The sequence below is a fragment of the Phenylobacterium sp. T106 genome (assembly GCF_057219735.1).
In genome coordinates, this window is sequence record NZ_JBXVWA010000005.1 from 56081 (window position 1) to 78522 (window position 22442).

The window sequence follows — 22442 nt, forward strand, 5'->3', positions numbered from 1 at the left end:
CGGCCTTGTGACCGGAGGCCCGCTCGCGCTGACGCTCGGCGATCCGGCCGGCATCGGCCCGGAAATCATCGTCAAGGCGTGGCGGGCCCTGCGCACGGAGCCACACGTGTTCTTCGTCGTCGGCGACGCCCAGGCCATCGCGGCGGCGCCGACGTCGTCGGCGGCCCTGGTCCAAAGCATTTCGACCCCCGACGAGGCCGCCGCGGCCTTCCCGGACGCCATTCCGGTTCTGGACCTGCCCCTCAAGGCGCCCGTCGTGGCGGGCCGGCCCACGCCGGAGGCGGCGGGCGCCGTGATCCGGTGGATCGAGACCGCCGTCGGCCTCGCCCTGTCCCGCACCGTCGCAGGGGTGGTCACCGCGCCGATCGCCAAGGCGCCATTGTACGCCGCCGGCTTCAAGTTCCCCGGCCACACCGAGTTCCTGGGCGAACTCACGTCGGCCGCGCCGTACGAGGGCGCGCGGGGCCCCGTGATGATGCTGACGGCGAAGGACCTGCGCGTGACCCTGGTCACGGTGCACGAGCCCATCGCACGGGTGGCGGCCAAGCTCAGCATCGAGGCCGTGGTCGACGCGGGCCTGGTGACCGCCCAGGCCCTGCAGCGCGACTTCGGCGTGGCGCGTCCGCGCCTCGTCGTGGCGGGGCTCAACCCGCATGCGGGCGAGTCGGGCGCCATCGGCCGCGAGGAGGTCGAGATCGTCGAGCCCGCGGTGCGGGTGCTGAAGGACCTCGGCGTCGACGCGCGGGGCCCCTACCCCGCCGACACGCTCTTCCCCGAAGAAGTGCGCCGGACCTACGACGCGGCGATCTGCCTCTATCACGACCAGGCGCTGATCCCCGTGAAGATGCTCGACTTCTGGGGCGGCGTGAACGTGACGCTGGGCCTGCCCATCGTGCGCACCTCGCCCGACCACGGAACGGCCTTCGACATCGCCGGCCGCGGGATCGCCCGCGCGGACAGCCTGATCGCCGCCATCCGGCTGGCCGCCGAGATCGCGCGGCGGCGGCCTTGAGCCTGGATCGCCTGCCGAGCCTGCGCGAGGCGCTGGAGGCCCACGGTCTCTGGGCCAAGAAGGCCTTCGGCCAGCACTTCCTTCTCGACCTCAACGTCACCCGGAAGATCGCCCGTCTGGCCGAGATCGGCGAAGGCGACCACGTGATCGAGGTAGGTCCGGGTCCGGGCGGACTGACCCGGGCGCTGCTCGAGACCGGCGCTCGCGTGACGGCCATCGAGAAGGACGAGCGCTTCCGGCCGCTGCTGCAGGAGGTCGCGGACGCGGCCCCGGGCCTCACCCTGATCTTCGGCGACGCCCTGGCGGCGGACGAGGCCGCCCTGGCGGCCGGCGAGCCGGCGCACCTGGTCTCCAACCTGCCCTACAACGTGGGCACGCCGCTGCTGATCAAGTGGCTGACCGGCCCGTGGACGCCCGCCTCGCTCACCCTGATGTTCCAGCGCGAGGTCGTGGACCGGATCACCGAGGGCCCGGGCGAAGACGCCTATGGCCGCCTGGCGGTGATCGTCCAGGCCACCTGCACGGCCCGGCGCGTGCTGGACGTGCCCGCGCGCGCGTTCACGCCGCCGCCGCGGGTGGAGTCCGCCGTGGTCAGGCTCGAGCCTCTCGCGCAGCGGCCCTCGCGCGCGCGGCTGGAGGCCCTGCAGGCGGTGACGGCCGCGGCCTTCGGGCAACGCCGCAAGATGCTGCGCTCCAGCCTGAAGGCGCTGGGCGGCGAGGACCTCGTGCGGGCAGCCGGTCTGGACCCACAGGCGCGCGCCGAGGTGATCCCGGTGGACGGCTTCCTGGCCCTTGCCGACGCCTGGCTTGCCCGCCGCTGAGGCAGCCGCTCCTATGGGCGTGGATTCGGAACGGGAGCCCGCATGCTGACCCTCTTGGGCGTGGCCGCCGTCGTGGTCGGCTTCGCCGCGCGGCTGAACCCCCTGCTCGTGGTGGTCATCGCCGCCTTCGTCACGGGGCTCGCGGCGGGGATGACGCCGGTCGAGGTCCTCGAAGCGTTCGGCAAGGCGTTCAACGAGAACCGGTTCGTCACGGTGGCCTATCTGGTGCTTCCCGTCGTGGGCGTGGTGGAGCGCGCCGGGTTGCAGGAGCGCGCGCGCAGCCTGATCGGGCGCTTCCGGCAGGTCTCGGTGGGCCCCCTGCTCATCCTGTACCTCGCGTTCCGGCAGATCACCTCGGCGCTGGGGCTGACCTCGATCGCCGGCCAGACGCAGAGCATCCGACCGATGGTCGCGCCGATGGCCGAGGGCGCCGTCGAGACGCGGACCGGACCGCTGGACGCCGCGACGCGCCAGGACGTCCGCGCCATGGCGGCCGGGACGGACAACATCGGCCTCTTCTTCGGTGAGGACATCTTCATCGCCATCGGCTCGATCCTGCTGATGGTGGGCTTCCTGGCCTCCAGCGGGATCACGCTCGACCCGATCCAGCTGTCCGTCTGGGCCATTCCGACCGCCATCGTCGCGTTCGTGATCCATGGCGCCCGGCTGGTCCTCTTCGACCGCAGGACCCGGCGGAGGACGGCCGGATGATTCAGTTGTCGGCCGTCTACCTGCTCGCGGGCGCGCTGTTCGCCGCCTTCGCCGTGCTGAGCGCCCTGGACCGAAACAACACCAAGCGGCTCGGCAACGCCCTGTCCTGGGGGCTCGTGGCGCTGAGTTTCCTCGCCGGCGACCGGCTCGGCGACCTCGGCAACGGGGTGCTGGTGCTGGGTCTCGCCCTCATCGCCGGCCTGGGCCTGCTGGGCCGCGGCGCGCCCGCGACCACGTCGCCCGAGGAACGCCGGAGCCTCGCGGACCGGTTCGGGGAGACGCTGTTCGTGCCCGCGCTCAGCCTGCCCGTGGTGGTGGCGGCCGGGGTGCTGGCGACGAAGTACGGCGGCCTGACGCTGATGGACCCCAAGCAGGCCACGCTGATCTCGCTCGCGCTGGCGGCGGTGGTCGCCACGGGCGTCGGCCTGATCCTGCTGCGCCAGCCGCTCATGAGCCCCCTGCAGGAGGGCCGCCGGCTCATGGACACCGTGGGCTGGGCCGCGCTGCTCCCGCAGATGCTGGCGGCCCTGGGCGCGGTCTTCGCGATCGCGGGCGTGGGCGAGCTGATCGGCCAGCTGGTCACCAGCTACATTCCGATGGACGCGCGCCTGACGGCCGTCGCCGTCTACTGCCTGGGCATGGCGGGCTTCACCGTGATCATGGGCAACGCCTTCGCGGCCTTCCCCGTGATGACCGCCGGCATCGGCCTGCCGATCCTGATCCGCCAGTTCGGGGGCGATCCCGCCGTGATCTGCGCCATCGGGATGCTGTCGGGGTTCTGCGGCACGCTGATGACCCCGTTGGCGGCCAACTTCAATCTGGTGCCGGCCGCGCTCCTGGAGCTGCCCGACCGCTACGCGGTGATCAAGGCGCAGATCCCGACGGCTCTTCCCCTCCTGATCGCCAATGTGGTGCTGATGTATGCCTTCGCGTTCTGAACTCGGACTGACGGCCGAGCTCGCCTCGCGGTTCGCCCGGATCGCGCTGGGCCACGTCGGCCGCGAGTACCCCAACAAGGTGGATCACGTGCTGGCCGGGCCCGGAGACGTGCGCGGGCCGCGCGACCTGCACCCGATCTACTACGGCAGCTTCGACTGGCACTCGTGCGTCCACGGCTACTGGACGCTGGCGACCGTGCTCCGACGCCATCCGGAGATCCCCGAGGCGGGCGCGATCCGATCGCTCTTCGACGAAAGCTTCACCGTGGGGAACGTGGCCGCCGAGACCGCCTATGTGGAACGGCCCGCGTCGCGCGGTTTCGAGCGGCCCTACGGCTGGGCTTGGCTGCTGAAGCTGCAGAGCGAACTTGTGGCCCATGACGCGCCCTGGGCGGCGACGCACCGGCCGCTGGCCGACGCCTTCGCCCAGAGGTTCCGGGACTTCCTGCCCATCGCCGCCTACCCGATCCGGACGGGCGTCCACTCGTCCACCGCGTTCGCGCTGGCGCTGGCGTCCGACTACGCGCGGGTCGTCGGAGACACGGAACTGCTGGAACTGTTCCGCGAGCGGGCGGTGGCCTGGCACGGGCAGGACCGTGACGCGCAGGCGTGGGAGCCTTCGCTCGACGACTTCCTGTCGCCCACCCTCATGACCGCGGAGTGCCTGCGACGCCTGCTCCCTGCGGCGGACTTCCGCGCCTGGCTGGCGGCCTACCTGCCCCGGTTGGCGCGGGGCGAGCCGGCGAGCCTGTTCACGCCCGCCGCGCCCACGGACCGCACCGACGGCAAGATCGCCCACCTGGACGGACTGAACCTGTCGCGCGCGTGGTGCTGGCGCGAGATCGCCGCGACGCTCGACGCGGACGACCCGGCGCGCACCGCGGTGTCGGCGGCCGCCGATGCGCATCTGGCCGCCGCCCTGCCGCACGTGGCCGGCGACTACATGGGCGAGCACTGGCTGGTTTCGTTCGCCCTGCTGGCGCTGACGGCGGGGTCCTGACCCACAGCGGCAGGGAAAGCGCCCTACGCCGGCGCCTTTTCCCGCTCCAGGACGTAGTCGTCGGGGTTGGGGGCCAGGGTGGCCTTCCAGTAGTCGATCAGGCCGAAGGGCCAGTTCTGGCTGACGCGGCCGAACTGGTTCTTGTACCAGCTGGACACGTGCGGCGAGCCCCAGGCCCAGCCGGCGTTCGCCTCATCCACGCGCTTGTTGAACTCGTCGTAGACCGACGCCTTCGGCTCCATCGCCGCCGCGCCCGTCTCGGCCAGCAGCTTGAGCGCGCCCACGATGTAGCGGACGGCGCACTCGGAGAAGAAGATGATCGAGCCGTTCACGACGATGTTCGTGTTGGGGCCGTAGATCGTGAAGAAGTTCGGGAAGCCGGGGTGCGTGATGCCGAGGTAGGCGCGCGCGTCGCCGCCCCAGCTCTCGTGCAGGTCGCGTCCGCCCCGGCCCTTCACCTTGAGGAACGAGAGGAAGTTCGAGGCCTGGAAGCCGGTGCCGTAGATCAGCACGTCGGCCTCGTATTCCTTGCCGTCGGCGGTGACGACGCCCTTGGGCGTGACCCGGGCGATCCTGTCGGTCACGAGATCGACGTTGTCGCGCTTCAGCGCCGCGAGCCAGACGCCGTTGTCGAGCACGGCGCGCTTGCCGCCGACCGGATAGTTCGGGGTCACCTTGGGCAGCAGGTCGGGCCGGTCGGCGAGCTGGGCCGAGAAGCTGGCGATGGCCATGTCGCGCAGGCCCGCGTTCATCTCGCTGACGGCGCCGGGGCCGCCGTTCCACAGCGGATCGGACTTCACCATGGGCAGGAAGCCCTCGGTGGTCATCCAGAACAGCCAGAAGCGGTACCACTTGTCGTAGTAGGGCACGTGCTCGAGGGTCCACTTCATGCCTTCGGGCACATCCTCATGGTAGTGTGGCACGGGCAGGCCCCACGGCGGGGTGCGCTGGAACACCGTCAGGTGCGCCACCTTGGGCGCGATCTCGGGCACGAACTGGTAGGCCGAGGCGCCGGTGCCGATGACGATCACCTTCTTGCCGGTCAGGTCGACGTCGTGGCGCCACTCGGCGGAGTGGAAGGCGGGGCCCTCGAACGTGCCCATCCCCTCGATCTCCGGGAAGCGCGGGCGGTTCAGCTGGCCCACGGCGGTGACGACGGCGTTGGCCTCGACGACCTCGGTCTTCCCGTCCTTGCCCTTCAGCGTGGCGCGCCAGACCGAGCGGGCCTCGTCCCAAGCCAGGGTCTCGACCAGGGTCTCGAAGCGGATGTGCTTCTTCAGGTCGTACTTGGCCGCGATGCCGCGGAAGTACTCGAGCAGCACGGGCTGCGGCGAGAAGTGCTGGGGCCAGGCGTGGTTGGGCTCGAACGAGTAGCTGTACATGTGGTTCGAGTTGTCCACCCGGCAGCCGGGATAGGTGTTCTCGAACCAGGTGCCGCCCACGTCGGGGTTCTTGTCGACGATCTCGAACGGCACGCCCGCCTGGCTGAGGCGGATGCCGGTGAGCAGGCCCGACATGCCCGCGCCGATCACCAGCACCTTCATCCGCCGCGCGGCGGCCTGCACCTGCGGCGCCTCGAAGTGGGGCTCCTTGGAGCTGCGGCCCTTCAGGGACAGCTCGTCCACCAGGAAGTCGACGTACTGCTCGGGGATCGCGGCGCCGGCCACGAAGTCCATCTGCCGGCGCAGGATGTCTGTGGCGGGGTTCTGCAGCGCGAGCGGTCGGCCGCCCAGATAGGCGTGGATCGCGGCGGCGGCGCGCTTGCGGATCTGCGCCTGCTCGGCCTCCGGGATGCCCGTGTCGCCGCGGGAAAGCGGGTTGTAGACGGGCGTCCACTCGGACTTCAGCCAGTCGGTGTCGCCGGTCATCTGGACCATGGCGCACATCAGCGCCGGCAAGTGGGCGTCCTTCAGGATCTCTTCGATCTGCTCGACGGTCTCCGCCATACGCTCCTGCCCATTAGGTTATCGTTGTTCCGTTGGCCGGGAGCATGCCTCCCGCAGGCGGCTGGCGGAAGTCCTCACGTGGCGTCAGGACGGCATCCCGCCGGCGTCAGGCCTGGGCCTCACGGATGCGGGCGAGGACCTCGGGCGGCAGGACCATCCCGGCGGCCGCCACGTTCTCGCGCAGGTGGGCCGGGCGCGTCGCGCCGAAGACCGCGGCGCTGACGCCGGGGTTGGCCAGGACATAGGCCAGGGTCGCCTGGGAACCGGTCATGCCGGGCAGCTCGTGGAGGAACCGGAAGCGGCGGCCGCGGGCGAGCTCGCCCCGGTGCTTCGCGAGGGCGCGCGCCGCGTACCAGACGTCCTGAGGCCCTCTCAGGCGGGCCAGAAGCGGCCGCGTGTGGCCCATCGCCAGGGGCATGCCGGCGAGCACCCCCTTCCCGGCCGCCGCGGCGCGGGCGATCAGCGGTTCGCGCTCGGGGCGCAGGACGTTGTAGTCGACCATCAGAACGTCGATCTGCGACAGCCCGACGGCATGCTCCGTCACCGCGGGGTCGAAGCTGTTGAGGCCGACGGCGGCCACGAGGCCTCTGCGCTTCAGCCCGTCCAGGGCGGCCAGCATCGGATCGTCCAGCTCGGCGATCGACGGGCCGTGCAGCTGCAGGAGACCGAGGCGCTCGAGGCCCAGGTTGCGCAGGCTGCGCTCGGCGCTCGCGACCACGGCGGCCGGGGCCATGTCGCGCGCGATGCGGCCGCCGCCGGCGTGGAAGGTTCCGGCCTTGGTGGCGATCACGAGGCCGGAGGCGTCGCGCCCCTGCAGCGCGCGGCCCAGGCGCGGCTCGGCCTCGCCGGCGGAATAGCTGGCGCCGGTATCGAACAGGGTGACGCCGAGGTCGATGGCCTCGTGGACGAGACCCAGGGCCGTGCGCTCGTCGAAGGCCGGCTTGCCCCACCAGCTGGCGCAGCCGAAGCCGAGCTCGGAGACCAACAGGCCGGTCCGGCCAAGGGCTCTGCGGCGCATCAGGGGCGCTTGCCGAACGCGCGGGCGATGGCCGGCAGCACGACGGTCCGCCAGGCGTCCGACCCCGGCATCACCGGCTCGAAGTGGCCGGCGCTCCTGACCTCGATCGCGTCCGCCCGGTCGCCCGCGGCGCGCACGGTGGCGGCGTAGGCGCGGCCCGTGGCGGGCGGCATCACATGGTCGAACTCGCCGTGGATCATCGTCACCGGGACGCCGGCCGGCAGCAGCGCCGCCGGCGAGGTCTCGGCGTAGGTCTCCGGCGGCGCGACCTGCGCCAGCGTCGGGCCGCAGACGCCGGAGAAGACGCCCTCGTGGGCCTGAAGGTCGCCGATGCCGCCGAGGCTGACGACGGCGCGGATGGGCAGAGGGTGGGCGCGCGACAGCGGGCTCGACGCCGGCAGCTTCCCGCGCGACGCGGCCCAGAGCGCCAGGTGTCCGCCGGCCGAGTGGCCGAGGGCGACCACGCGCTTCGCGTCCAGCCCGTACTTGGGCGCCTCGGCGCGGAGCCGGTCGACGGCGTCGGCGACGTCGAGGAACGTGCCGGGATAGCCTGCGCCCGCCTCGCCCAGCCTGCGGTACTCGACATTCCAGACGGCGTAGCCGCGGGCGGCGAGGTCGGCGGCGATGCCGCTGGTCTGCGGCAGGCCCTGGTACTCGGCGAGGAAGCAGCCGCCATGGATCAGCACCACCACCGGATGCGGGCCCTCGCCGGGCGGCAGGAAGAGCTCGACCACCTGGGCCGGCGCCGGGCCGTAGGCGATCCGCGCAGACGGAGCCGCCCGCGGCTGGCCCATGTAGGCCTCGACCGACGCCGGGGCGGCGCGCGCCGGACCCGTCACCGCGGCGCCCGCCGGCAGGATCGCCGCCGCAAGGATCGCCGCCAAGCCAGGGCGCCCGGCGTTGCGGTCACGCGTCGTCTCCTGTTTCACCCGGCCTACTTCGACCCATTCGCGCCGCCGGGACAAGTCAGCCCTCGTCGGGAGGTGGCTTGCCCGGCGCTCGCACGGTCACGCCCCGGCGCGCGAGGGCCTCGCGCACCAGCACCTCCATCTGGGCGTTCACGCTGCGCAGCTCGGACCCTGCGAGCCGCTCGACCGCCGCAAGCACCTCAGGCGCGGTCCGGAACAGGAACGCGCGCTTTCCGGGCGAAGCCACGCGACCTAGCCGTACAGCGTGCCGGTGTTGACCACGGGCTGGGCCTCCCGATCCGCACAGAGGACCACCAGAAGGTTCGACACCATGGCCGCCTTGCGCTCCTCATCGAGGGTCACGACCTCCCGCTCGCCAAGCTGCTGCAGCGCCTGCTCGACCATGCCGACGGCGCCGGCGACGATCTTCTGGCGCGCCGCGATCACGGCCTCGGCCTGCTGGCGCTTGAGCATGGAGCCCGCGATCTCGGGCGCGTAGGCCAAGTGCATCAGGTGCGCCTCGTCGACCATGATCCCGGCTACGGCGACCCGGGCCGACAGGTCGGCCTTCAGCTTCTCGCCCACGATCTCGGCGTCGTCGCGCAGGGTGTGCTCGCCGTCGTCGGCGTGATCATAGGCGTACTGCCGCGCCACTTCGCGCAGGCCCGTCTCGATCTGGATGTTCACGAAGGTGGCGTAGTCGTCGACGTCGAAGAGCGCCTGCGCGGAGTCGCCCACGCGCCAGACCACGTTGGCGGCGATCTCGATGGGGTTCCCGCGCCGGTCGTTCACCTTCAGCGTCTCGCTGGTGACATTGCGCACCCGCAGGCTGATCTTCTTGCGGCCATACCAGGGCAGCACCCAGCGCAGCCCCGGCCGCCGGTCGGTGCCCTTGTAGTCGCCGAAGAGGGTGATCGCGACGCCCTGGTTCGGCTGCACGGTGTAGAGGCCCGTCATCAGCAGGATCACCACAACCAGGAACAGCGCCGCGGCGGCGACGAAGGGCCCGCTGTCAGCCCGCCCACCCAGCACGACGGCGTAGACGCCGGCGCCGAGCAGCACCAGGAGCGCGAGCAGCATCAGCGCGCCGTTCACGCCGCCGCCGGGACGCTCCTGCGTCCGATTGATCGTCCGCTCGCTCACAGGTCGACCTCCTTGATCACGTGGCCGCCGCCGAAGGCCTTGGCCCGAATGCTCAGCACCTTGTGCGCGCGCTGGCGGCGCAGCAGCACATGGTGCGCGTGCGTGCCCCACGAGGGATCACGCGCGGAGGTGAACCCGATCACCTCCCAGCCTTGCGCCACCAGGGCGCTCAGCGGCTTGTCCTCGCCGTTCATGCGATCCTCCATTCACTATCAAAGTGATATCACTTTTCTCGAGCGTTGCAATGGCGCGGCGTGCGCCTCGGCCGGTCAAGTGGATCAACGCCGCGCCCCATTTTCCGGAACGCGCGCTGGCGCGCGCTGTGACGGTTGGACTAGAAGGGCGGCTGCGGGCGGCTAGCTCAGCTGGTTAGAGCACCTCGTTTACACCGAGGGGGTCGGGGGTTCGAATCCCTCGCCGCCCACCAGCCCGACACGGCGCCGGAGCGAAGCGAACGAAGGCTGTCCCTAGACCCTCGCCGGGCCACCGACGGCCTCGTGGCTGAGCAGGCGCGAGAAGAACCGCCCGACCACCAGGAAGACCAGCGCAGCCCCCGCCGCGATGCCCGCGTGCATCAGCCAGAACTGGCTGGCGGGCATCCGCTCGAGGAACGTGCCGAGGATGCCCACGGTCTGGTTCCCCAGGAAGAGGTGGAGGTAGTAGACGCCGATGATCGTCGAGCCGAGCGCCACCGGCGCCGCGCGGGCGTAGAGCGCCAGCGAGACGGGCAGCATGTTCGCGAACGCGATCGAGTTCAGCACGTGGAACAGGACGCACCACCAGATGCTGACCTTGGCGCCCGTCTGCTCGGCGATGATCGCGCCGGCGGCGAGGCACAGGACGCCGCTCACCGAGATGAAGGCGCCGATCGTCAGCTTGCCGATCTCGTCCGGTTCCTTGAACCGCTTGGCCCACAGCCGCCAGAAGACGACCATCCCCGCGAGGAAGGTCACGGACACCACGGAATCGAGGGTGATCAGCCAAGTGGTGGGCACCTTCTCGCCCATGAAGTTCAGGTCCACGCCGCGATCGGCCCAGACCAGGTAGGCGTTGAAGATCTGCTGGTTGCAGAGGACCGAGGCGGTGAGCACCGGGATCAGCGCCACGAGCAGCATGATCGTGCGCCACTCGTGCGCCCGCAGCGGCGGCGGCGGCGGGGCGTTCGGGTCCTTCCGCCGGATCGGCGGATCGGGCGGCAGATGGCGGCGGCCCATCATGTAGATCACCAGCGCGATCAGCATGCCCACCCCGGCCACGCCGAAGCCGTAGTGCCAGCCCACCTTCTCGCCCAGCGTGCCCGCGATCAGGGGCGCGGCGATCACCCCGGCGTTGATGCCCAGGTAGAAGATCTGGAAGGCGTCGGCCCGTCTCAGGTCGCCCTCGGCGTAGAGCGAGCCCACCTGCCCCGCGATGTTCCCCTTGAAGGCCCCGGTGCCGAGCACCAGGCAGAGAAGCGCGAGGAGGAAGGTGGCGTCGAAGGCCATCAGGAAGTGGCCCGCCGCCATCAAGAGGCCGCCCAGGATGATCGTGCGGGTCTTGCCCAGCAGCCGGTCGGCGATGACGCCGCCGAGGATGGGCGTGAGATAGACGAGGCTGGTGTAGAGGCCGAAGATCGCCGACGCCACGGCCTGCTCGGACGGGCCGGGGCGGTACACGAACTGGATCAGGTCGTGGAAGACCTCGTAGCCCGCGATCTGCTCCACGTGCGGCGAGAACAGCAGCGTCTTGGTCATGTAGAGGACCAGGAGCGACTGCATGCCGTAGTAGGAGAACCGCTCCCACGCCTCGGTGAACGCGAGATAGCCCAGCGCGCGCGGATGGCCCAGGAAGGCCTTGTCGCCATCTCTGGCGGTCGTGGCGGTCATCGATGTCTCCAACCCCAGGCGACCTTAGAAGGAAATGCCCGGCTTGAGGAAGGCGGCCGCGAGGACCCATGCCCCGATGAGCGCGAAGATGACGGCGGCGGCGATCCGCACGTAGCGGAGCGGCACGACGCGGGTCGCCACCTCGCCCAGCAGCACGGCGGGCACGTTCGCCAGCATCATCCCCGCGGTCGTGCCGGCGGCGACGAGGCCGATGTCCTGGAAGCGGGCGCCGAGCAGCGTCGTGGCGATCTGGGTCTTGTCGCCGATCTCCACGATGAAGAAGGCGACCAGGGTGGTCAGGAACACGCCCCCGGCCCCGCGGGAGGCGGCCCCCTCGTCGTCCTTGTCCGGGATCAGGGCCCAGGCCGCCATGACGATGAAGCCGATGCCGACGGCCGCCTGGAACCAGTGGCCGCTGAGCCAGCGGGCGATGAACACCCCCACCGCCGCGGCGGCCGCGTGGTTGGCCAGCGTCGCCACGAGGATGCCCAGGATGATCGGGACGGGCCGCCGGAAGCGGGCGGCCAGCAGGATCGCGAGCAGCTGGGTCTTGTCGCCGATCTCGGCGATGGCGACGAGCCCGGCGGATATGAGGAACGGTTCCAAGTTCAGACCCATGGGGACGCGGCCGACAAAGACACGACGATGCAGGGCTCCGGCCGCGCCCGTGGGCTAACGGAGCCGCATCGCCGGTCTCGCCAATCCGGGCCCGAAGGCCCGCCGCTTGCGCCATGGCCGGGCCCTGGCGGACACGTCCAAGTCTGTTGACGCAGGCTCCGCTGGGGTGCGGACGGCTACTCCCCGAAGACGGCCCTGCCCTACGCGCCGCGCGCCCGCCGCGCAAACGAAAAGAGCGGCTGTGGCGTCCAGCCGCCTCGTCGTCGATCCGCGTCTGCCGTCAGCTGTTCAGCGTGCTCTTGAGCGAATCGCCCACCCGGAAGCGGCAGGTCTGAGTCGCCGGCCGCTTCACCTTCTCCCCCGTCTTCGGATTGCGCGCGGTGCCCGCCGCCCGCTTCACCGGCACGAAGCTGCCGAACCCGACGAGCCGCACCTCCCTGCCCGCCTTGAGCGATGTCGAGACCGACGCAATGAAGGCGTCGAGCGCCTCCTTGGCCTGCGCCTTGTTCAAGCCTGCCTTGTCGGCGATCTCCGAGACGAGCTCCGCCTTCGTCATGGTGTTTTCTCCCAGCCCGTTCTTTGTTTTGACGTGGCGGATCCAGGCTGCGTCCACCTACGCCTTATTCGAATTCAGGCACGCCAAAGCAGAGCCGTCAAACGGCAGCGGCGCGGGAATCCTCCCGCGCCGCCCGGTTTGTCACAGAATTTGATCGCGCCGCCCGTCGCAGGCGGCGCGATACCCGCCTTTCGAACCTAGTGGATGCCCACCACGTCCGAGGCGTCGTCCTCGACCGGCGCCACGGCGACCGGCTCGACCTCGTTCCACTCGATCGCCACCGGCTGGCGGGTGAGCGCCTTGGCGAGCACCTCGTCCATGGTGTTGACCGGGATGATCTCGAGCGCCGACTTCACGTTGTCCGGGATGTCGGCGAGGTCCTTCTCGTTCTCCTCGGGGATCAGCACGGTCTTCACGCCGGAGCGCAGGGCCGCGAGCAGCTTCTCCTTGAGGCCGCCGATGGCGGTGACCCGGCCGCGGAGCGTGACCTCGCCGGTCATGGCGATGTCGGCCCGGATCGGGATGCCGGTCAGCACCGAGACGATGGCGGTGGCCATGGCCGCGCCGGCGGACGGTCCGTCCTTGGGCGTGGCGCCGTCCGGCACGTGGATGTGCACGTCGGTGCGCTCGAAGATCGGCGGCTCGATGCCGAACTTGGTGGCGCGGGCCCGGACGAACGAGTTCGCCGCGGAGATCGACTCCTTCATCACGTCCTTCAGGTTGCCGGTCACCGTCATGCGGCCCTTGCCCGGCATCTTCACGGCTTCGATCGTCAGGATGTCGCCGCCGAAGTCGGTGTAGGCCAGGCCGGTGATGATGCCGACCGCGTCGTCCTTGTCGGTCTCGCCATAGCGGTACTTCTTGACGCCCGCGTACTTCTCCAGCCGCGCATCGTCGACCGTGATCGAGAGGAGCTTCTCGCGCATCAGGTCACGGACGGTCTTGCGGGCCAGGTTGCCCAGCTCGCGCTCGAGGTTCCGGACGCCGGCCTCCCGCGTGTAGTAGCGGATCAGGCTGCGGATCGAGTCCTCGGGCACCACGAACTCCTCCGGCTTCAGGCCGTGGTCCTTGGTGAGCTTCGGCAGGATGTGCCGCTTGGCGATCTCGACCTTCTCGTCCTCGGTGTAGCCGGGGATGCGGATGATCTCCATGCGGTCCAGCAGCGGCTGGGGCATGTTCAGCGAGTTCGCCGTGGTGACGAACATCACCGGCGACAGGTCGTAGTCGACCTCCAGGTAGTGGTCGCCGAACGTGGAGTTCTGCGCCGGGTCCAGCACCTCGAGCAACGCCGACGACGGGTCGCCGCGCCAGTCCGCGCCCATCTTGTCGATCTCGTCCAGCAGGAAGAAGGCGTTGGTGGTCTTGGCCTTCTTCATCGACTGGATGACCTTGCCGGGCATCGAGCCGATGTAGGTCCGCCGGTGGCCGCGGATCTCGGCCTCGTCGCGCACGCCGCCCAGGGAGACCCGGACGAACTCGCGGCTGGTGGCCTTGGCGATCGACTTGCCGAGCGACGTCTTGCCGACGCCGGGCGGGCCCACGAGGCACAGGATCGGGCCCTTCAGCGTCCCCACGCGGCTCTGCACCGCCAGGTACTCCAGGATCCGCTCCTTGACCTTTTCCAGGCCGTAGTGGTCCTCGTTGAGGATGTCCTCGGCCTTCTGCAGGTCGATGGGCTTCTGCTTGGCCTTGCCCCACGGGATCGACAACAGCCAGTCGAGGTAGTTGCGCACCACCGTGCTCTCGGCCGACATCGGGCTCATGTTGCGCAGCTTCTTCAGCTCCGCCTCGGCCTTGGTGCGGGCCTCCTTCGACAGCTTGGTCTTCTTGATGCGCTTCTCGAGCTCGATCAGCTCGTCGCGGTGGTCGTCCTGCTCGCCCAGCTCGCGCTGGATCGCCTTCATCTGCTCGTTCAGGTAGTACTCGCGCTGGGTCTTCTCCATCTGCCGCTTCACGCGGTTGCGGATCTTCTTCTCGGTCTGCATGACCGAGATCTCGCCCTCCATCAGGGCGTAGACCTTCTCCAGGCGCTTCACGACGTTGAAGACCTCGAGCAGCTGCTGCTTCTCGGCGATCTTGACGCTCAGGTGACCGGCGATGCGGTCGGCCAGCTCGGACGGGTTGTCGATCTGCGGGATCGCCGCCAGCGCCTCGGGCGGGACCTTCTTGTTGAGTTTGACGTAGTTCTCGAACTGCTCGATCACCGCGCGGCTCAGGGCCTCGGCCTCGGGCGAGCCGACGCCGTCCTCCTGGACCATGGCGATCTCGGCCTCGTAGTAGTCTTCCTGGCCGGTGAAGCGGGTGATGCCCGCGCGCGCCTTGCCCTCGACCAGCACCTTCACGGTGCCGTCGGGCAGCTTCAGGAGCTGCAGGATGGTGGCGACCACGCCGACGTCATAGATGGCGCCGGGCGACGGATCGTCGTCGTCCTTGTCCTTCTGCGTGGCCAGCAGGATCTGCTTGCCCTCGCCGCGCATCGCCTCTTCGAGCGCACGCACGGATTTTTCGCGGCCCACGAAGAGCGGCACCGGCTGATGAGGGAAGACCACGATGTCCCGCAGGGGCAGGATCGGCAGAATCTTGATCTCTGACATGATGCTCTAACTCCTGGCGGGCCCCTTCAGTGGCGACCTCGCCTGCCGGATCGCGGTCACTCAAACGATGCGCTTGAGTCGGACGACCCGTCCGCCGGACCTCGGCGGCTTGCTCAACGATTTATGTGGACGGTTTCCAACACCTTTCAAGCGCAGCAAGAGCCATGCGCGACACTGCGTCCCATCGCCTCTGACAAGCCAGCTTGAGCGGGAGAACGCGGGGGCGACGCCCAAGGCCATGCCCGACCACGCCGCCTAGATATGGACGCGGCGGCCTCCGCTCAAGGCGAGGCCGTCGCGCATGACGAGACGGCCCTTCCCCCCCACGCGGGCCGGGCGAGCGGGCAGGCGGCGTGGCGGCCGGGCCTGGAGGCCTCGACCGTGCGCCAGGATCGTGCGGCAAGCGGCGTCACCGGGGGGCCGGAGCCGCGGCTCAACCGGTGTCGGGAGCGCCGGGCGGCGGCGCGGCCGAGGACATGCCCGTGGGCGTGACCTCTTCGGACGGCCAGGCGGCCTGATGGGGCCAGAGACCCTTGCCCATCACGTGGCTGACACGGTCGACGGCGTCGACCTTGGGCTCGTCCAGCGGCAGCCGCGCGCAGATGTCGGCGACCAGCGCCTCGATGTCGGCCGTCAGGAAATCGGGCCGCTCGGACTCGATCTCGACCTCGCGCGCCAGCGCCGCCAGGGCCGCCTCGCGCTCGTGGGGCTCGGCGCAGACGACCACGGCCGCGCCGAGCCGGTCTTCGATCTCGCGGCCCCGCGCGGTCCGACGCGCGACGTCCAGCAGCCTCTCGCGGGCCGCCGCCTCGGCCTCGCGCGCCAGGCGCGCTTTCAGCGCCAGCGACTGGCGCAGCGAGCGCGCGAGCCGCTGGTAGGTCCGGCCGAGGTCGGAGAACTCGGCGGCGCTCTCGGCCGCCATCATCCGCGCATGCGCTTCCTCGGCGCCGGCCAGGTCGCACGCGGCGATCCGGGCCAGGGCGGCCTCGATGTCGGGCGGCGCGGCGGTCATCCGCACATGGGGTCAGGCGGCCACGTCAGAATCGGTCGTGCGTCGGCCGCCTGCCGTCCGCCAGGCGGGAGCCGCCCTTCGCGCGAAGCGCCTTCAACGAACCACGAATGAACACGAATGCACACGAATGGGGCCCGGACCTCTCCGCGAACATTCGTGTTCTTCGTGTTCATTGGTGGTCGAAAAAGAAGGGCCTTCGGCCTGAAGGAACCGGCGGGAGGGATCGCCCCGTCAGCCTCGCGGCCGTTCGCCCTTCCAGTTCAGCTCGATGGTCACGCCGGTGGGGTCGCGGACGAAGATCTGCCTGACCGTCGTGCCGGGCGTCTCGACCGCGCGGAACTTCCGCCCGGAGCGCTGCACGCGGGCGAGCGCATCGTCGTAGTCCGAGATGTCGAAGGCGAAGTGGTCGAGGGACGAACCCGCCGACTCGGCCGCGGGCGCGTCCACCTCGACGAGGTGCACCACGTCCTTGTCGCCGGCGTACAGCCACGCCCCCGGGAACGGGAACGGCGGCCGCCAGCCCTCCACGAGACCGAGCACGTCGACCAGGAACGCCCGGGTGGCGGCCAGGTCGGCGGTGCGGATGTTGACGTGATCGAGGCCGTTGATGAGGGGCATGGGCGGAGTGTGGCGCGGGAGGCCCCGCGCCGCCAGGGGTCAGGCTCTCCAGCTCGGTCGTGTACTCATAAGCTAGCAGCAGGTGGACGCGCCCTGAGGCGGACTCCAGGAACGCCCGCGACGGGTGGAATGGGGACGTTGAACCGGCTTGCCGCCACATATTGTTCCGCCCCTCCTCTCCCAGGCGCGGCAGCGCCGTGGGAGAGGCCGGGAGAGGGCGGCGCTGAGCTGCGCGCGCGGCGCCGCCGTTGGACCAGGAGGCGACGCCTGTGGGCAAGGTCATGTCCGTCACCGCCAAGCTGCGGCGGGATCGGGCCCGCCGGCTCCGACGCGAGCAGACCGAAGCCGAGGCCCGCCTCTGGGAGGTCCTGCGCGGCGACCGGATGGACGGCTGGAAGTGGCGTCGCCAAGCCGTCGTCGGTCCCTCGACTTCCTGTGCCTCGAGGCTGCGGTGGTGGTCGAACTGGACGGCGGCGTGCATGCCGAGCGCACGGTCTACGACGAGCGCCGTGACGCCTATCTGCGGGGGAAGGGCCTGCTCGTGCTCCGGTTCGGGAACGTCGCCGCGCTCCAGGATCTCGACCGTGCCAGCTGGCGCATCCTGAGCGCCTGTCGCGAGTCCGACCCCAGCCGACGTGGGCGTCACATCGAGCGGCGTCGAGCGGGATCAGGCGCTTTCCGCCTGCGACCGGGTCCCACGCGGCGTCCCCGGCCCTTCCGACCGCGCCGCCCTCTCCCGGCCTCTCCCACAGCGCTGCCGCGCTTGGGAGAGGAGTCCTCACGGAAGCGGGCGTCATGAGTACACGGCCTAGCCGGGGACGAGGCGGACCGGCCTCGGGCCCTTGCGGCCGGTCGACAGCTTGGCCCGCACCTCCCGCGCGATAAAGGCGGGCATCTGAGCCGCATGGTCCTCCAGCCACGCCTGGACCTGCGGCGCGTGATGGCGCGCCAGCGATCGCAGCAACCACGAGACGGCCTTGGAGATCAGGGGGTCGGTCTCGCCGCAGAGACGTTCCAGCGTCTCGAAGGCGTGTGCGGCCAGACGCGGGTCCGGATCCGAGCGGACGGGGCCGGTCAGCAACACGAGCGACGCACGCCGATGGGCCACACTGGCCGAGGCCCGCCAATTCTCGAGAGCGCTTTTCCAAGCCGGCCAGTCCGCGAGCAGCTGTTCCGCCGGAAACAGGCCCTGGCAGAGATGATCGACCTCGGCCCAGCCCGTGAGCTTCGTCAGCCAACGCGCCACGTCGTCGGGCCGGACCGCCCGGCGCGCGGCCGGGTGATAGCCCAGGATCAGCGGGCCGAGCGTCTTCTCCTCGAGCGTCGGGCCATCGAACAGGCTCTCGACAACCACGAGCACGCCGGCGGCGTCCTGCCGATCCTGCGCGCGAGCCCACCGGGCAGCGATCTCGCGGCGCAGGGGCACAGGCACGCCGAGCACTTCGTGCGCGCCTTCGCCCAGGTAGTTGGCCGGCGGTCGCCGAGCCGGATCGGCCACGTCCCGAAGCTGGGCGCGCAGCCGCTCATGTTCCGGATGGATCAAGAAGGGGTCGGCGCCTGCCGCCGCCACACGGGCGCGAAGCCGACGAGCCCCGCGCCGCGCACGATCAGGCCGCGCCGCCCTTGTCGCGGCGTTCGGCGTAGATGATCAGCGGCTGGGCGCGGCCTTCGATGACTTCCGCGTTGACCACCACCTCCTCGACGCCGTCGTAGGTGGGCAGCTCGTACATGGTGTCGAGCAGCACGCCCTCGAGGATCGAGCGCAGGCCGCGCGCGCCGGTCTTGCGCACGATGGCCTTGCGGGCCACGGCGTTCAGCGCGTCGTCGGTGAAGGTGAGGCCCACGTTCTCCATCTCAAAGAGGCGGACGTACTGCTTCACGAAGGCGTTCTTGGGCTCGGTGAGGATCTTCACCAGGGCCTTCTCGTCCAGGTCGTCCAGCGTCGCGATGACGGGCAGGCGGCCCACGAACTCGGGGATCAGGCCGAAGCGGAGCAGGTCGTCCGGCTCCACCTGGCGGAAGATCTCGCCGGTGCGGCGCTCGTCAGGGTCGGAGACCTTGGCGCCGAAGCCGATCGAAGTGCCCTGCCCGCGCGCCGAGATGATCTTCTCGAGGCCGGCGAAGGCGCCGCCGCAGATGAACAGGATGTTGGTGGTGTCGACCTGCAGGAACTCCTGCTGCGGATGCTTGCGCCCGCCCTGCGGCGGCACGGAGGCGACGGTGCCCTCCATGATCTTGAGCAGCGCCTGCTGCACGCCCTCGCCCGACACGTCCCGCGTGATGGAGGGGTTGTCGGACTTCCGGCTGATCTTATCGACCTCGTCGATGTAGACGATGCCGCGCTGCGCGCGCTCGACGTTGTAGTCCGCGGCCTGCAGCAGCTTGAGGATGATGTTCTCGACGTCCTCGCCCACATAACCGGCTTCGGTGAGCGTCGTCGCGTCGGCGACGGTGAACGGCACGTCGATGATTCGGGCGAGCGTCTGCGCCAGCAGGGTCTTGCCGGTGCCCGTGGGGCCGATCAGCAGGATGTTCGCCTTGCCCAGTTCGACGTCGTTGTTCTTCGTCGCGTGGTTCAGGCGCTTGTAGTGGTTGTGGACCGCGACCGAGAGGACCTTCTTGGCGTGATCCTGGCCGATCACGTAATCGTCGAGGACTTCGCGGATTTCCTTCGGAGTGGGCACGCCATCCTTGGACTTCACGAAGGAGATCTTGTGCTCCTCGCGAATGATGTCCATGCACAGTTCCACGCATTCATCACAGATGAACACAGTCGGACCTGCGATGAGCTTACGCACCTCGTGCTGGCTCTTGCCGCAGAAAGAGCAATACAGCGTGCTCTTCGAATCTCCGCTGGCCGCCTTGGTCATGGTCTCATCTCACTCTCTCAGCGGAGCCGGCCGATGGTCTGGACGGCTTCGCCCCGGGGCGTCATCTGCCCTCGCTTGCAGGATACGCGCCGCGGGTTGTCCAAGTCTTGACATTCCCTGATCCGCGCCGGGATCACAAGCGTTCGCTTGCGGGAGCGACATTGTGAGGCGCGCACCTCCGGGAACCGGCGGCGCCTGGCACCAGATGGGAAACGCGCCGAAATGGCACAAGAGCGTGAGGACGACCCGGTGGTCGAAGAGGGTTGGGATCCGCCCATCGTGGCCTTCGATTTCGACGGCACGCTCACCGTGCGCGACAGCTACACAGCGTTCCTCAAGTGGCGGACGCCGGCGTTCCGGTGGTGGCTGGGCAGTCTGCGGCTGGCGCCGGCCGCCGTGGCCTACCTGTTCCACCGGGATCGCGGACGGATCAAAGCGGCGGCGACGAAAGTGTTCCTTTCCGGCGTGCCGCGCGAGCGTCTCGAGGCGGACGCGCGACGGTTCGCCGAGCTCTTCTCGCGCAAGCTGCTGCGGCCCGACGCGATGATCGCGTGGAAGCGGTGGCGCACGAAGCGCGTCAAGCTGGTGATCGTCACGGCCTCGCCCGACATCGTGGTGGCGCCCTTCGCCCGCGGCCTGGCGGCGCACGACCTGCTGGGAACGCCCCTGGCCTTCGACGCGCAGGACCGGGTCACCGGGGCGTTCTCGTCCCCCAACTGCCGCGGGGCGGAGAAGGTCGCCCGGCTGAAGGCCGCCTACGGCCCGGACCTGCGGGTCCACGCGGCCTACGGCGACACCAGCGGGGACACCGAGATGCTGGCGATCGCCGAGCAGCCGTACTTCCGGGTGTTCACCGGCAAGCCGTGAGGCGCGCCTGGCCGGCGGCGCGGGCCGTCGGCGTGCGCAGCTCCGACCGTCCCGGCGAATGCCGGGATCCAGTTCCACAATGCGGGATCGTGATGGGAAGAGCTCCGAGACGGCGGAACCCGCTTCCGAGCCATGCTATCTGGATCCCGGCATTCGCCTGGGTCACCGGGTATGGAGAACGGACCCTAGGGTTCTCCGGCGATCGACGCCCAGGCGTGGGCCAGCTGCGCCTCGAAGGCCTCGCGGCTGAACCCGGCGGCGGTGGCGCGGCCGGCGGCGCGGCGGGCCTCGAAGGTCTCGCCGGCGCGCAGTTCGTCGACGCGTCGCGCGAGCGTCTCGGCGATCTCGATGTAGGCGCCCTCGTCGAACCAGTCGCCGTTCTCGGGCGTGGCGTACTCGCGCCCGCCGCCGCCGGTGAAGCCCACCACCAGGGCGCCCGTGGCCAGGGCCTCGAGGGGCGGCAGGCCGAGGCCCTCACGCTCGCCGAGCGCCAGGAAGAGCTCGCTGCCCGCCATGGCCTGGGCGACCTGGGCGCGTGACATGTCCCTGATCTCGATCCACGGGACCTCGCCCAGGTCGGGCCGCAGCGAGCGGAAAGCGCCGCGGATCAGCCGCCACTCCTGCGGGCGGCGGTTGACGGTGGCGGCGATGCGGAGCCGGCGCAGCCCTCCGGCGGACGCGAAGCGCGGATCCAGCGCGGGCCGCACCACGTGGAGCGGCCGCGTCCAGCCCATCCGCCGGAGCATGTCGGCCGCGAAGCCGGACGGCAGGATCATCGCCTCGGCGCCCCAGCGTTCGATCGAAGGGACGTCCAGGAAGGCCGTGAAGCTGTAGTAAGGTCCCTGGTTGTGCAGGATCTTGCGGCAGGGCGCGTCCATGACCGCCAGCGCGCCCGCGCCGAACATCTCGCCCACCACCGCGATGTCGTCGGCCGCCAGCGACGGGGCGCCGACGCTCCAGGGCGCATCGAAGCCGGACGGGAACTCGGGCGCGAAGGCCCCTGGCGGCTCGCTTTCCGGGCGGACGAACAGGAGGCGCGCGTCGTAGCCGAACCGGCGCAGGGCCGCGACGTGGTCGAGGTTCACCAGCTGGCCGCCGGTCCGGTGCACCCCCTGGGTGACGTAGAAGATCCGCAACTGCGCGCCCCCGCCTCACCCGCACGGTGGCGGACTCGCGGGCAAACGAAAAGGGCGCCCGGCGGACCGGACGCCCTTCGCAAAGCCGGATCGCGGCGCTCAGACGTCGCCGTCACGCTTCTCCCAGACGTGGTCCACGAGGCCCCAGTCCTTCGCTTCGTGCGCGGTCATGAAGTGGTCGCGGTCCAGCGTCTCCTCGACCACCTCGATGGGTTGGCCGGTGTGCTTGGCGTAGATCTCGTTCAGGCGGCGCTTGGTCTTCAGGATGTCCTCGGCGTGGCGCTGGATGTCCTGGGCCTTGCCCGAGTAGCCGCCCGAGGGCTGGTGCACCATGATGCGGCTGTTGGGGAGCGCGATGCGGCTGCCCTTCTCGCCGGCCATCAGCAGGAACGAGCCCATGGAGGCCGCCATGCCCAGGCACAGGGTGATCACCGGGCTCTTGATGTACTGCATGGTGTCGTAGATCGCGAGGCCGGACGTCACGATCCCGCCTGGCGAGTTGATGTACATCTGGATCTCTTTCTTCGGGTTCTCAGCCTCCAGGTGCAGCAGCTGGGCGCAGATGAGGCTGGCCATCCCGTCCTCGACGGGCCCCGCCAGGAAGATGATCCGGTCCTTGAGGAGGCGCGAGAAGATGTCGTAGGCGCGCTCGCCCCGGCTCGTCTGCTCGACGACCATCGGCACGAGGCCAAGGGCGGTGGTCACGGGATCGCGCATCGGAAGTCCTTTTCGAAAGTCGCGACGCGCAGCCTGCGAAAGGCGGCGCGGCAGAGTCCCGATATCGCGTGCCCGCGGGCCCGGCGCAAGGC

General features: G+C 70.2%; 23 protein-coding genes, 1 tRNA gene and 1 pseudogene. 9 read left to right on the plus strand and 16 right to left on the minus strand.

The features are described 5' to 3' along the window. Positions 1 to 7 precede the first annotated feature (7 nt). From pdxA to AC2D8W_RS13005, 5 genes are read left to right on the plus strand one after another with little or no spacing between them, the layout of a single operon-like run. Positions 8 to 1012: a 4-hydroxythreonine-4-phosphate dehydrogenase PdxA gene (pdxA, locus tag AC2D8W_RS12985; RefSeq protein ID WP_484671889.1), complete on the plus strand. Its 1005-nt coding sequence runs from the start codon at positions 8 to 10 to the stop codon at positions 1010 to 1012. After that, entirely contained in the window at positions 1009 to 1833 is an 825-nt protein-coding gene (rsmA, locus tag AC2D8W_RS12990) for a 16S rRNA (adenine(1518)-N(6)/adenine(1519)-N(6))-dimethyltransferase RsmA (protein WP_484671890.1), read from the plus strand. The genes pdxA and rsmA overlap by 4 nt, the downstream gene beginning before the upstream one ends. 42 nt (positions 1834 to 1875) lie before the next feature. Beyond that, the gene (locus tag AC2D8W_RS12995) at positions 1876 to 2544 is read left to right on the plus strand and encodes a DUF969 domain-containing protein (protein WP_484671891.1); all 669 of its coding nucleotides are present in this window, start codon (positions 1876 to 1878) and stop codon (positions 2542 to 2544) included. Next, positions 2541 to 3482: a DUF979 domain-containing protein gene (locus AC2D8W_RS13000; RefSeq protein ID WP_484671892.1), complete on the plus strand. Its 942-nt coding sequence runs from the start codon at positions 2541 to 2543 to the stop codon at positions 3480 to 3482. The genes AC2D8W_RS12995 and AC2D8W_RS13000 overlap by 4 nt, the downstream gene beginning before the upstream one ends. Next, positions 3466 to 4482: a DUF2891 domain-containing protein gene (locus AC2D8W_RS13005; protein ID WP_484671893.1), complete on the plus strand. Its 1017-nt coding sequence runs from the start codon at positions 3466 to 3468 to the stop codon at positions 4480 to 4482. The genes AC2D8W_RS13000 and AC2D8W_RS13005 overlap by 17 nt, the downstream gene beginning before the upstream one ends. Positions 4483 to 4505: 23 nt before the next feature. Here AC2D8W_RS13005 and AC2D8W_RS13010 read toward each other — a convergent pair whose 3' ends face one another. The 6 genes from AC2D8W_RS13010 to AC2D8W_RS13035 form a co-directional block, all read right to left on the minus strand. Further along, positions 4506 to 6428 carry a flavin-containing monooxygenase gene (locus AC2D8W_RS13010; protein ID WP_484671894.1) on the minus strand — a complete coding sequence of 641 codons (1923 nt, stop codon included), beginning with the start codon at positions 6426 to 6428 and terminating at the stop codon, positions 4506 to 4508. Between the two features lie 106 nt (positions 6429 to 6534). Beyond that, positions 6535 to 7446, minus strand: a complete 912-nt coding sequence (locus AC2D8W_RS13015; RefSeq protein ID WP_484671895.1) for an aldo/keto reductase — start codon at positions 7444 to 7446, stop codon at positions 6535 to 6537. Further along, positions 7446 to 8330, minus strand: coding sequence for an alpha/beta hydrolase family protein (locus AC2D8W_RS13020; protein WP_484671896.1), 885 nt, complete (start codon positions 8328 to 8330; stop codon positions 7446 to 7448). The genes AC2D8W_RS13015 and AC2D8W_RS13020 overlap by 1 nt, the downstream gene beginning before the upstream one ends. A gap of 82 nt (positions 8331 to 8412) precedes the next feature. Then, the gene (locus tag AC2D8W_RS13025) at positions 8413 to 8601 is read right to left on the minus strand and encodes a type II toxin-antitoxin system antitoxin (protein ID WP_484671897.1); all 189 of its coding nucleotides are present in this window, start codon (positions 8599 to 8601) and stop codon (positions 8413 to 8415) included. A gap of 5 nt (positions 8602 to 8606) precedes the next feature. Next, complete coding sequence (locus tag AC2D8W_RS13030; protein WP_484671898.1) at positions 8607 to 9497, minus strand: SPFH domain-containing protein; 891 nt, start codon at positions 9495 to 9497, stop codon at positions 8607 to 8609. Next, positions 9494 to 9703: a hypothetical protein gene (locus AC2D8W_RS13035; RefSeq protein WP_484671899.1), complete on the minus strand. Its 210-nt coding sequence runs from the start codon at positions 9701 to 9703 to the stop codon at positions 9494 to 9496. The genes AC2D8W_RS13030 and AC2D8W_RS13035 overlap by 4 nt, the downstream gene beginning before the upstream one ends. Positions 9704 to 9847: 144 nt before the next feature. On the opposite strand from AC2D8W_RS13035, the gene AC2D8W_RS13040 reads away from it, so the two are divergent. Continuing rightward, positions 9848 to 9924 (plus strand) — tRNA-Val (locus AC2D8W_RS13040). 40 nt (positions 9925 to 9964) lie between these two features. Here AC2D8W_RS13040 and AC2D8W_RS13045 read toward each other — a convergent pair. The 6 genes from AC2D8W_RS13045 to AC2D8W_RS13070 all read right to left on the minus strand — a co-directional run bounded on the left by AC2D8W_RS13045 (position 9965) and on the right by AC2D8W_RS13070 (position 16760). Beyond that, positions 9965 to 11362 carry a peptide MFS transporter gene (locus AC2D8W_RS13045; protein WP_484671900.1) on the minus strand — a complete coding sequence of 466 codons (1398 nt, stop codon included), beginning with the start codon at positions 11360 to 11362 and terminating at the stop codon, positions 9965 to 9967. A 24-nt stretch (positions 11363 to 11386) separates the two neighbouring features. Beyond that, on the minus strand, positions 11387 to 11968 hold the full coding sequence (locus tag AC2D8W_RS13050) for a TMEM165/GDT1 family protein (protein ID WP_484671901.1): 582 nt from the start codon (positions 11966 to 11968) through the stop codon (positions 11387 to 11389). A 292-nt stretch (positions 11969 to 12260) separates the two neighbouring features. Next, positions 12261 to 12536, minus strand: coding sequence for an HU family DNA-binding protein (locus AC2D8W_RS13055; RefSeq protein ID WP_293482824.1), 276 nt, complete (start codon positions 12534 to 12536; stop codon positions 12261 to 12263). 197 nt (positions 12537 to 12733) lie between these two features. Beyond that, positions 12734 to 15130 (minus strand): endopeptidase La, encoded by a 2397-nt coding sequence (gene lon, locus AC2D8W_RS13060; protein WP_484671902.1) that lies wholly within the window; start codon positions 15128 to 15130, stop codon positions 12734 to 12736. Between the two features lie 433 nt (positions 15131 to 15563). Then, entirely contained in the window at positions 15564 to 16142 is a 579-nt protein-coding gene (locus AC2D8W_RS13065) for a hypothetical protein (protein WP_484671903.1), read from the minus strand. Positions 16143 to 16373: 231 nt separating this feature from the next. Then, the gene (locus tag AC2D8W_RS13070; protein ID WP_484671904.1) at positions 16374 to 16760 is read right to left on the minus strand and encodes a VOC family protein; all 387 of its coding nucleotides are present in this window, start codon (positions 16758 to 16760) and stop codon (positions 16374 to 16376) included. A 281-nt stretch (positions 16761 to 17041) separates the two neighbouring features. Between AC2D8W_RS13070 and AC2D8W_RS13075 the strand changes: the two are divergent. Both AC2D8W_RS13075 and AC2D8W_RS13080 read left to right on the plus strand, forming a co-directional pair. After that, positions 17042 to 17170 (plus strand): annotated as a pseudogene (locus AC2D8W_RS13075) (DUF559 domain-containing protein); the annotation flags it as partial. Further along, positions 17158 to 17559, plus strand: coding sequence for a DUF559 domain-containing protein (locus AC2D8W_RS13080; protein WP_484671905.1), 402 nt, complete (start codon positions 17158 to 17160; stop codon positions 17557 to 17559). The pseudogene AC2D8W_RS13075 and the gene AC2D8W_RS13080, both read left to right, overlap by 13 nt. Positions 17560 to 17568: 9 nt before the next feature. Here AC2D8W_RS13080 and AC2D8W_RS13085 read toward each other — a convergent pair whose 3' ends face one another. Together AC2D8W_RS13085 and clpX are read right to left on the minus strand one after the other, a co-directional pair. Then, positions 17569 to 18303, minus strand: coding sequence for a DNA alkylation repair protein (locus AC2D8W_RS13085; protein WP_484671906.1), 735 nt, complete (start codon positions 18301 to 18303; stop codon positions 17569 to 17571). Between the two features lie 64 nt (positions 18304 to 18367). Continuing rightward, entirely contained in the window at positions 18368 to 19630 is a 1263-nt protein-coding gene (gene clpX / locus AC2D8W_RS13090; protein ID WP_293484598.1) for an ATP-dependent Clp protease ATP-binding subunit ClpX, read from the minus strand. A gap of 222 nt (positions 19631 to 19852) precedes the next feature. Here clpX and AC2D8W_RS13095 point away from each other — a divergent pair, with 222 nt between their 5' ends. Further along, positions 19853 to 20497, plus strand: a complete 645-nt coding sequence (locus tag AC2D8W_RS13095) for an HAD-IB family hydrolase (protein WP_293484596.1) — start codon at positions 19853 to 19855, stop codon at positions 20495 to 20497. A 185-nt stretch (positions 20498 to 20682) separates the two neighbouring features. Here the strand turns inward: AC2D8W_RS13095 and AC2D8W_RS13100 are convergent, their stop codons facing one another. Then, the gene (locus AC2D8W_RS13100) at positions 20683 to 21633 is read right to left on the minus strand and encodes a glycosyltransferase (protein WP_484671907.1); all 951 of its coding nucleotides are present in this window, start codon (positions 21631 to 21633) and stop codon (positions 20683 to 20685) included. Positions 21634 to 21732: 99 nt separating this feature from the next. Continuing rightward, positions 21733 to 22350, minus strand: coding sequence for an ATP-dependent Clp protease proteolytic subunit (locus AC2D8W_RS13105; RefSeq protein WP_293484592.1), 618 nt, complete (start codon positions 22348 to 22350; stop codon positions 21733 to 21735). Between the last annotated feature and the right edge of the window lie 92 nt (positions 22351 to 22442).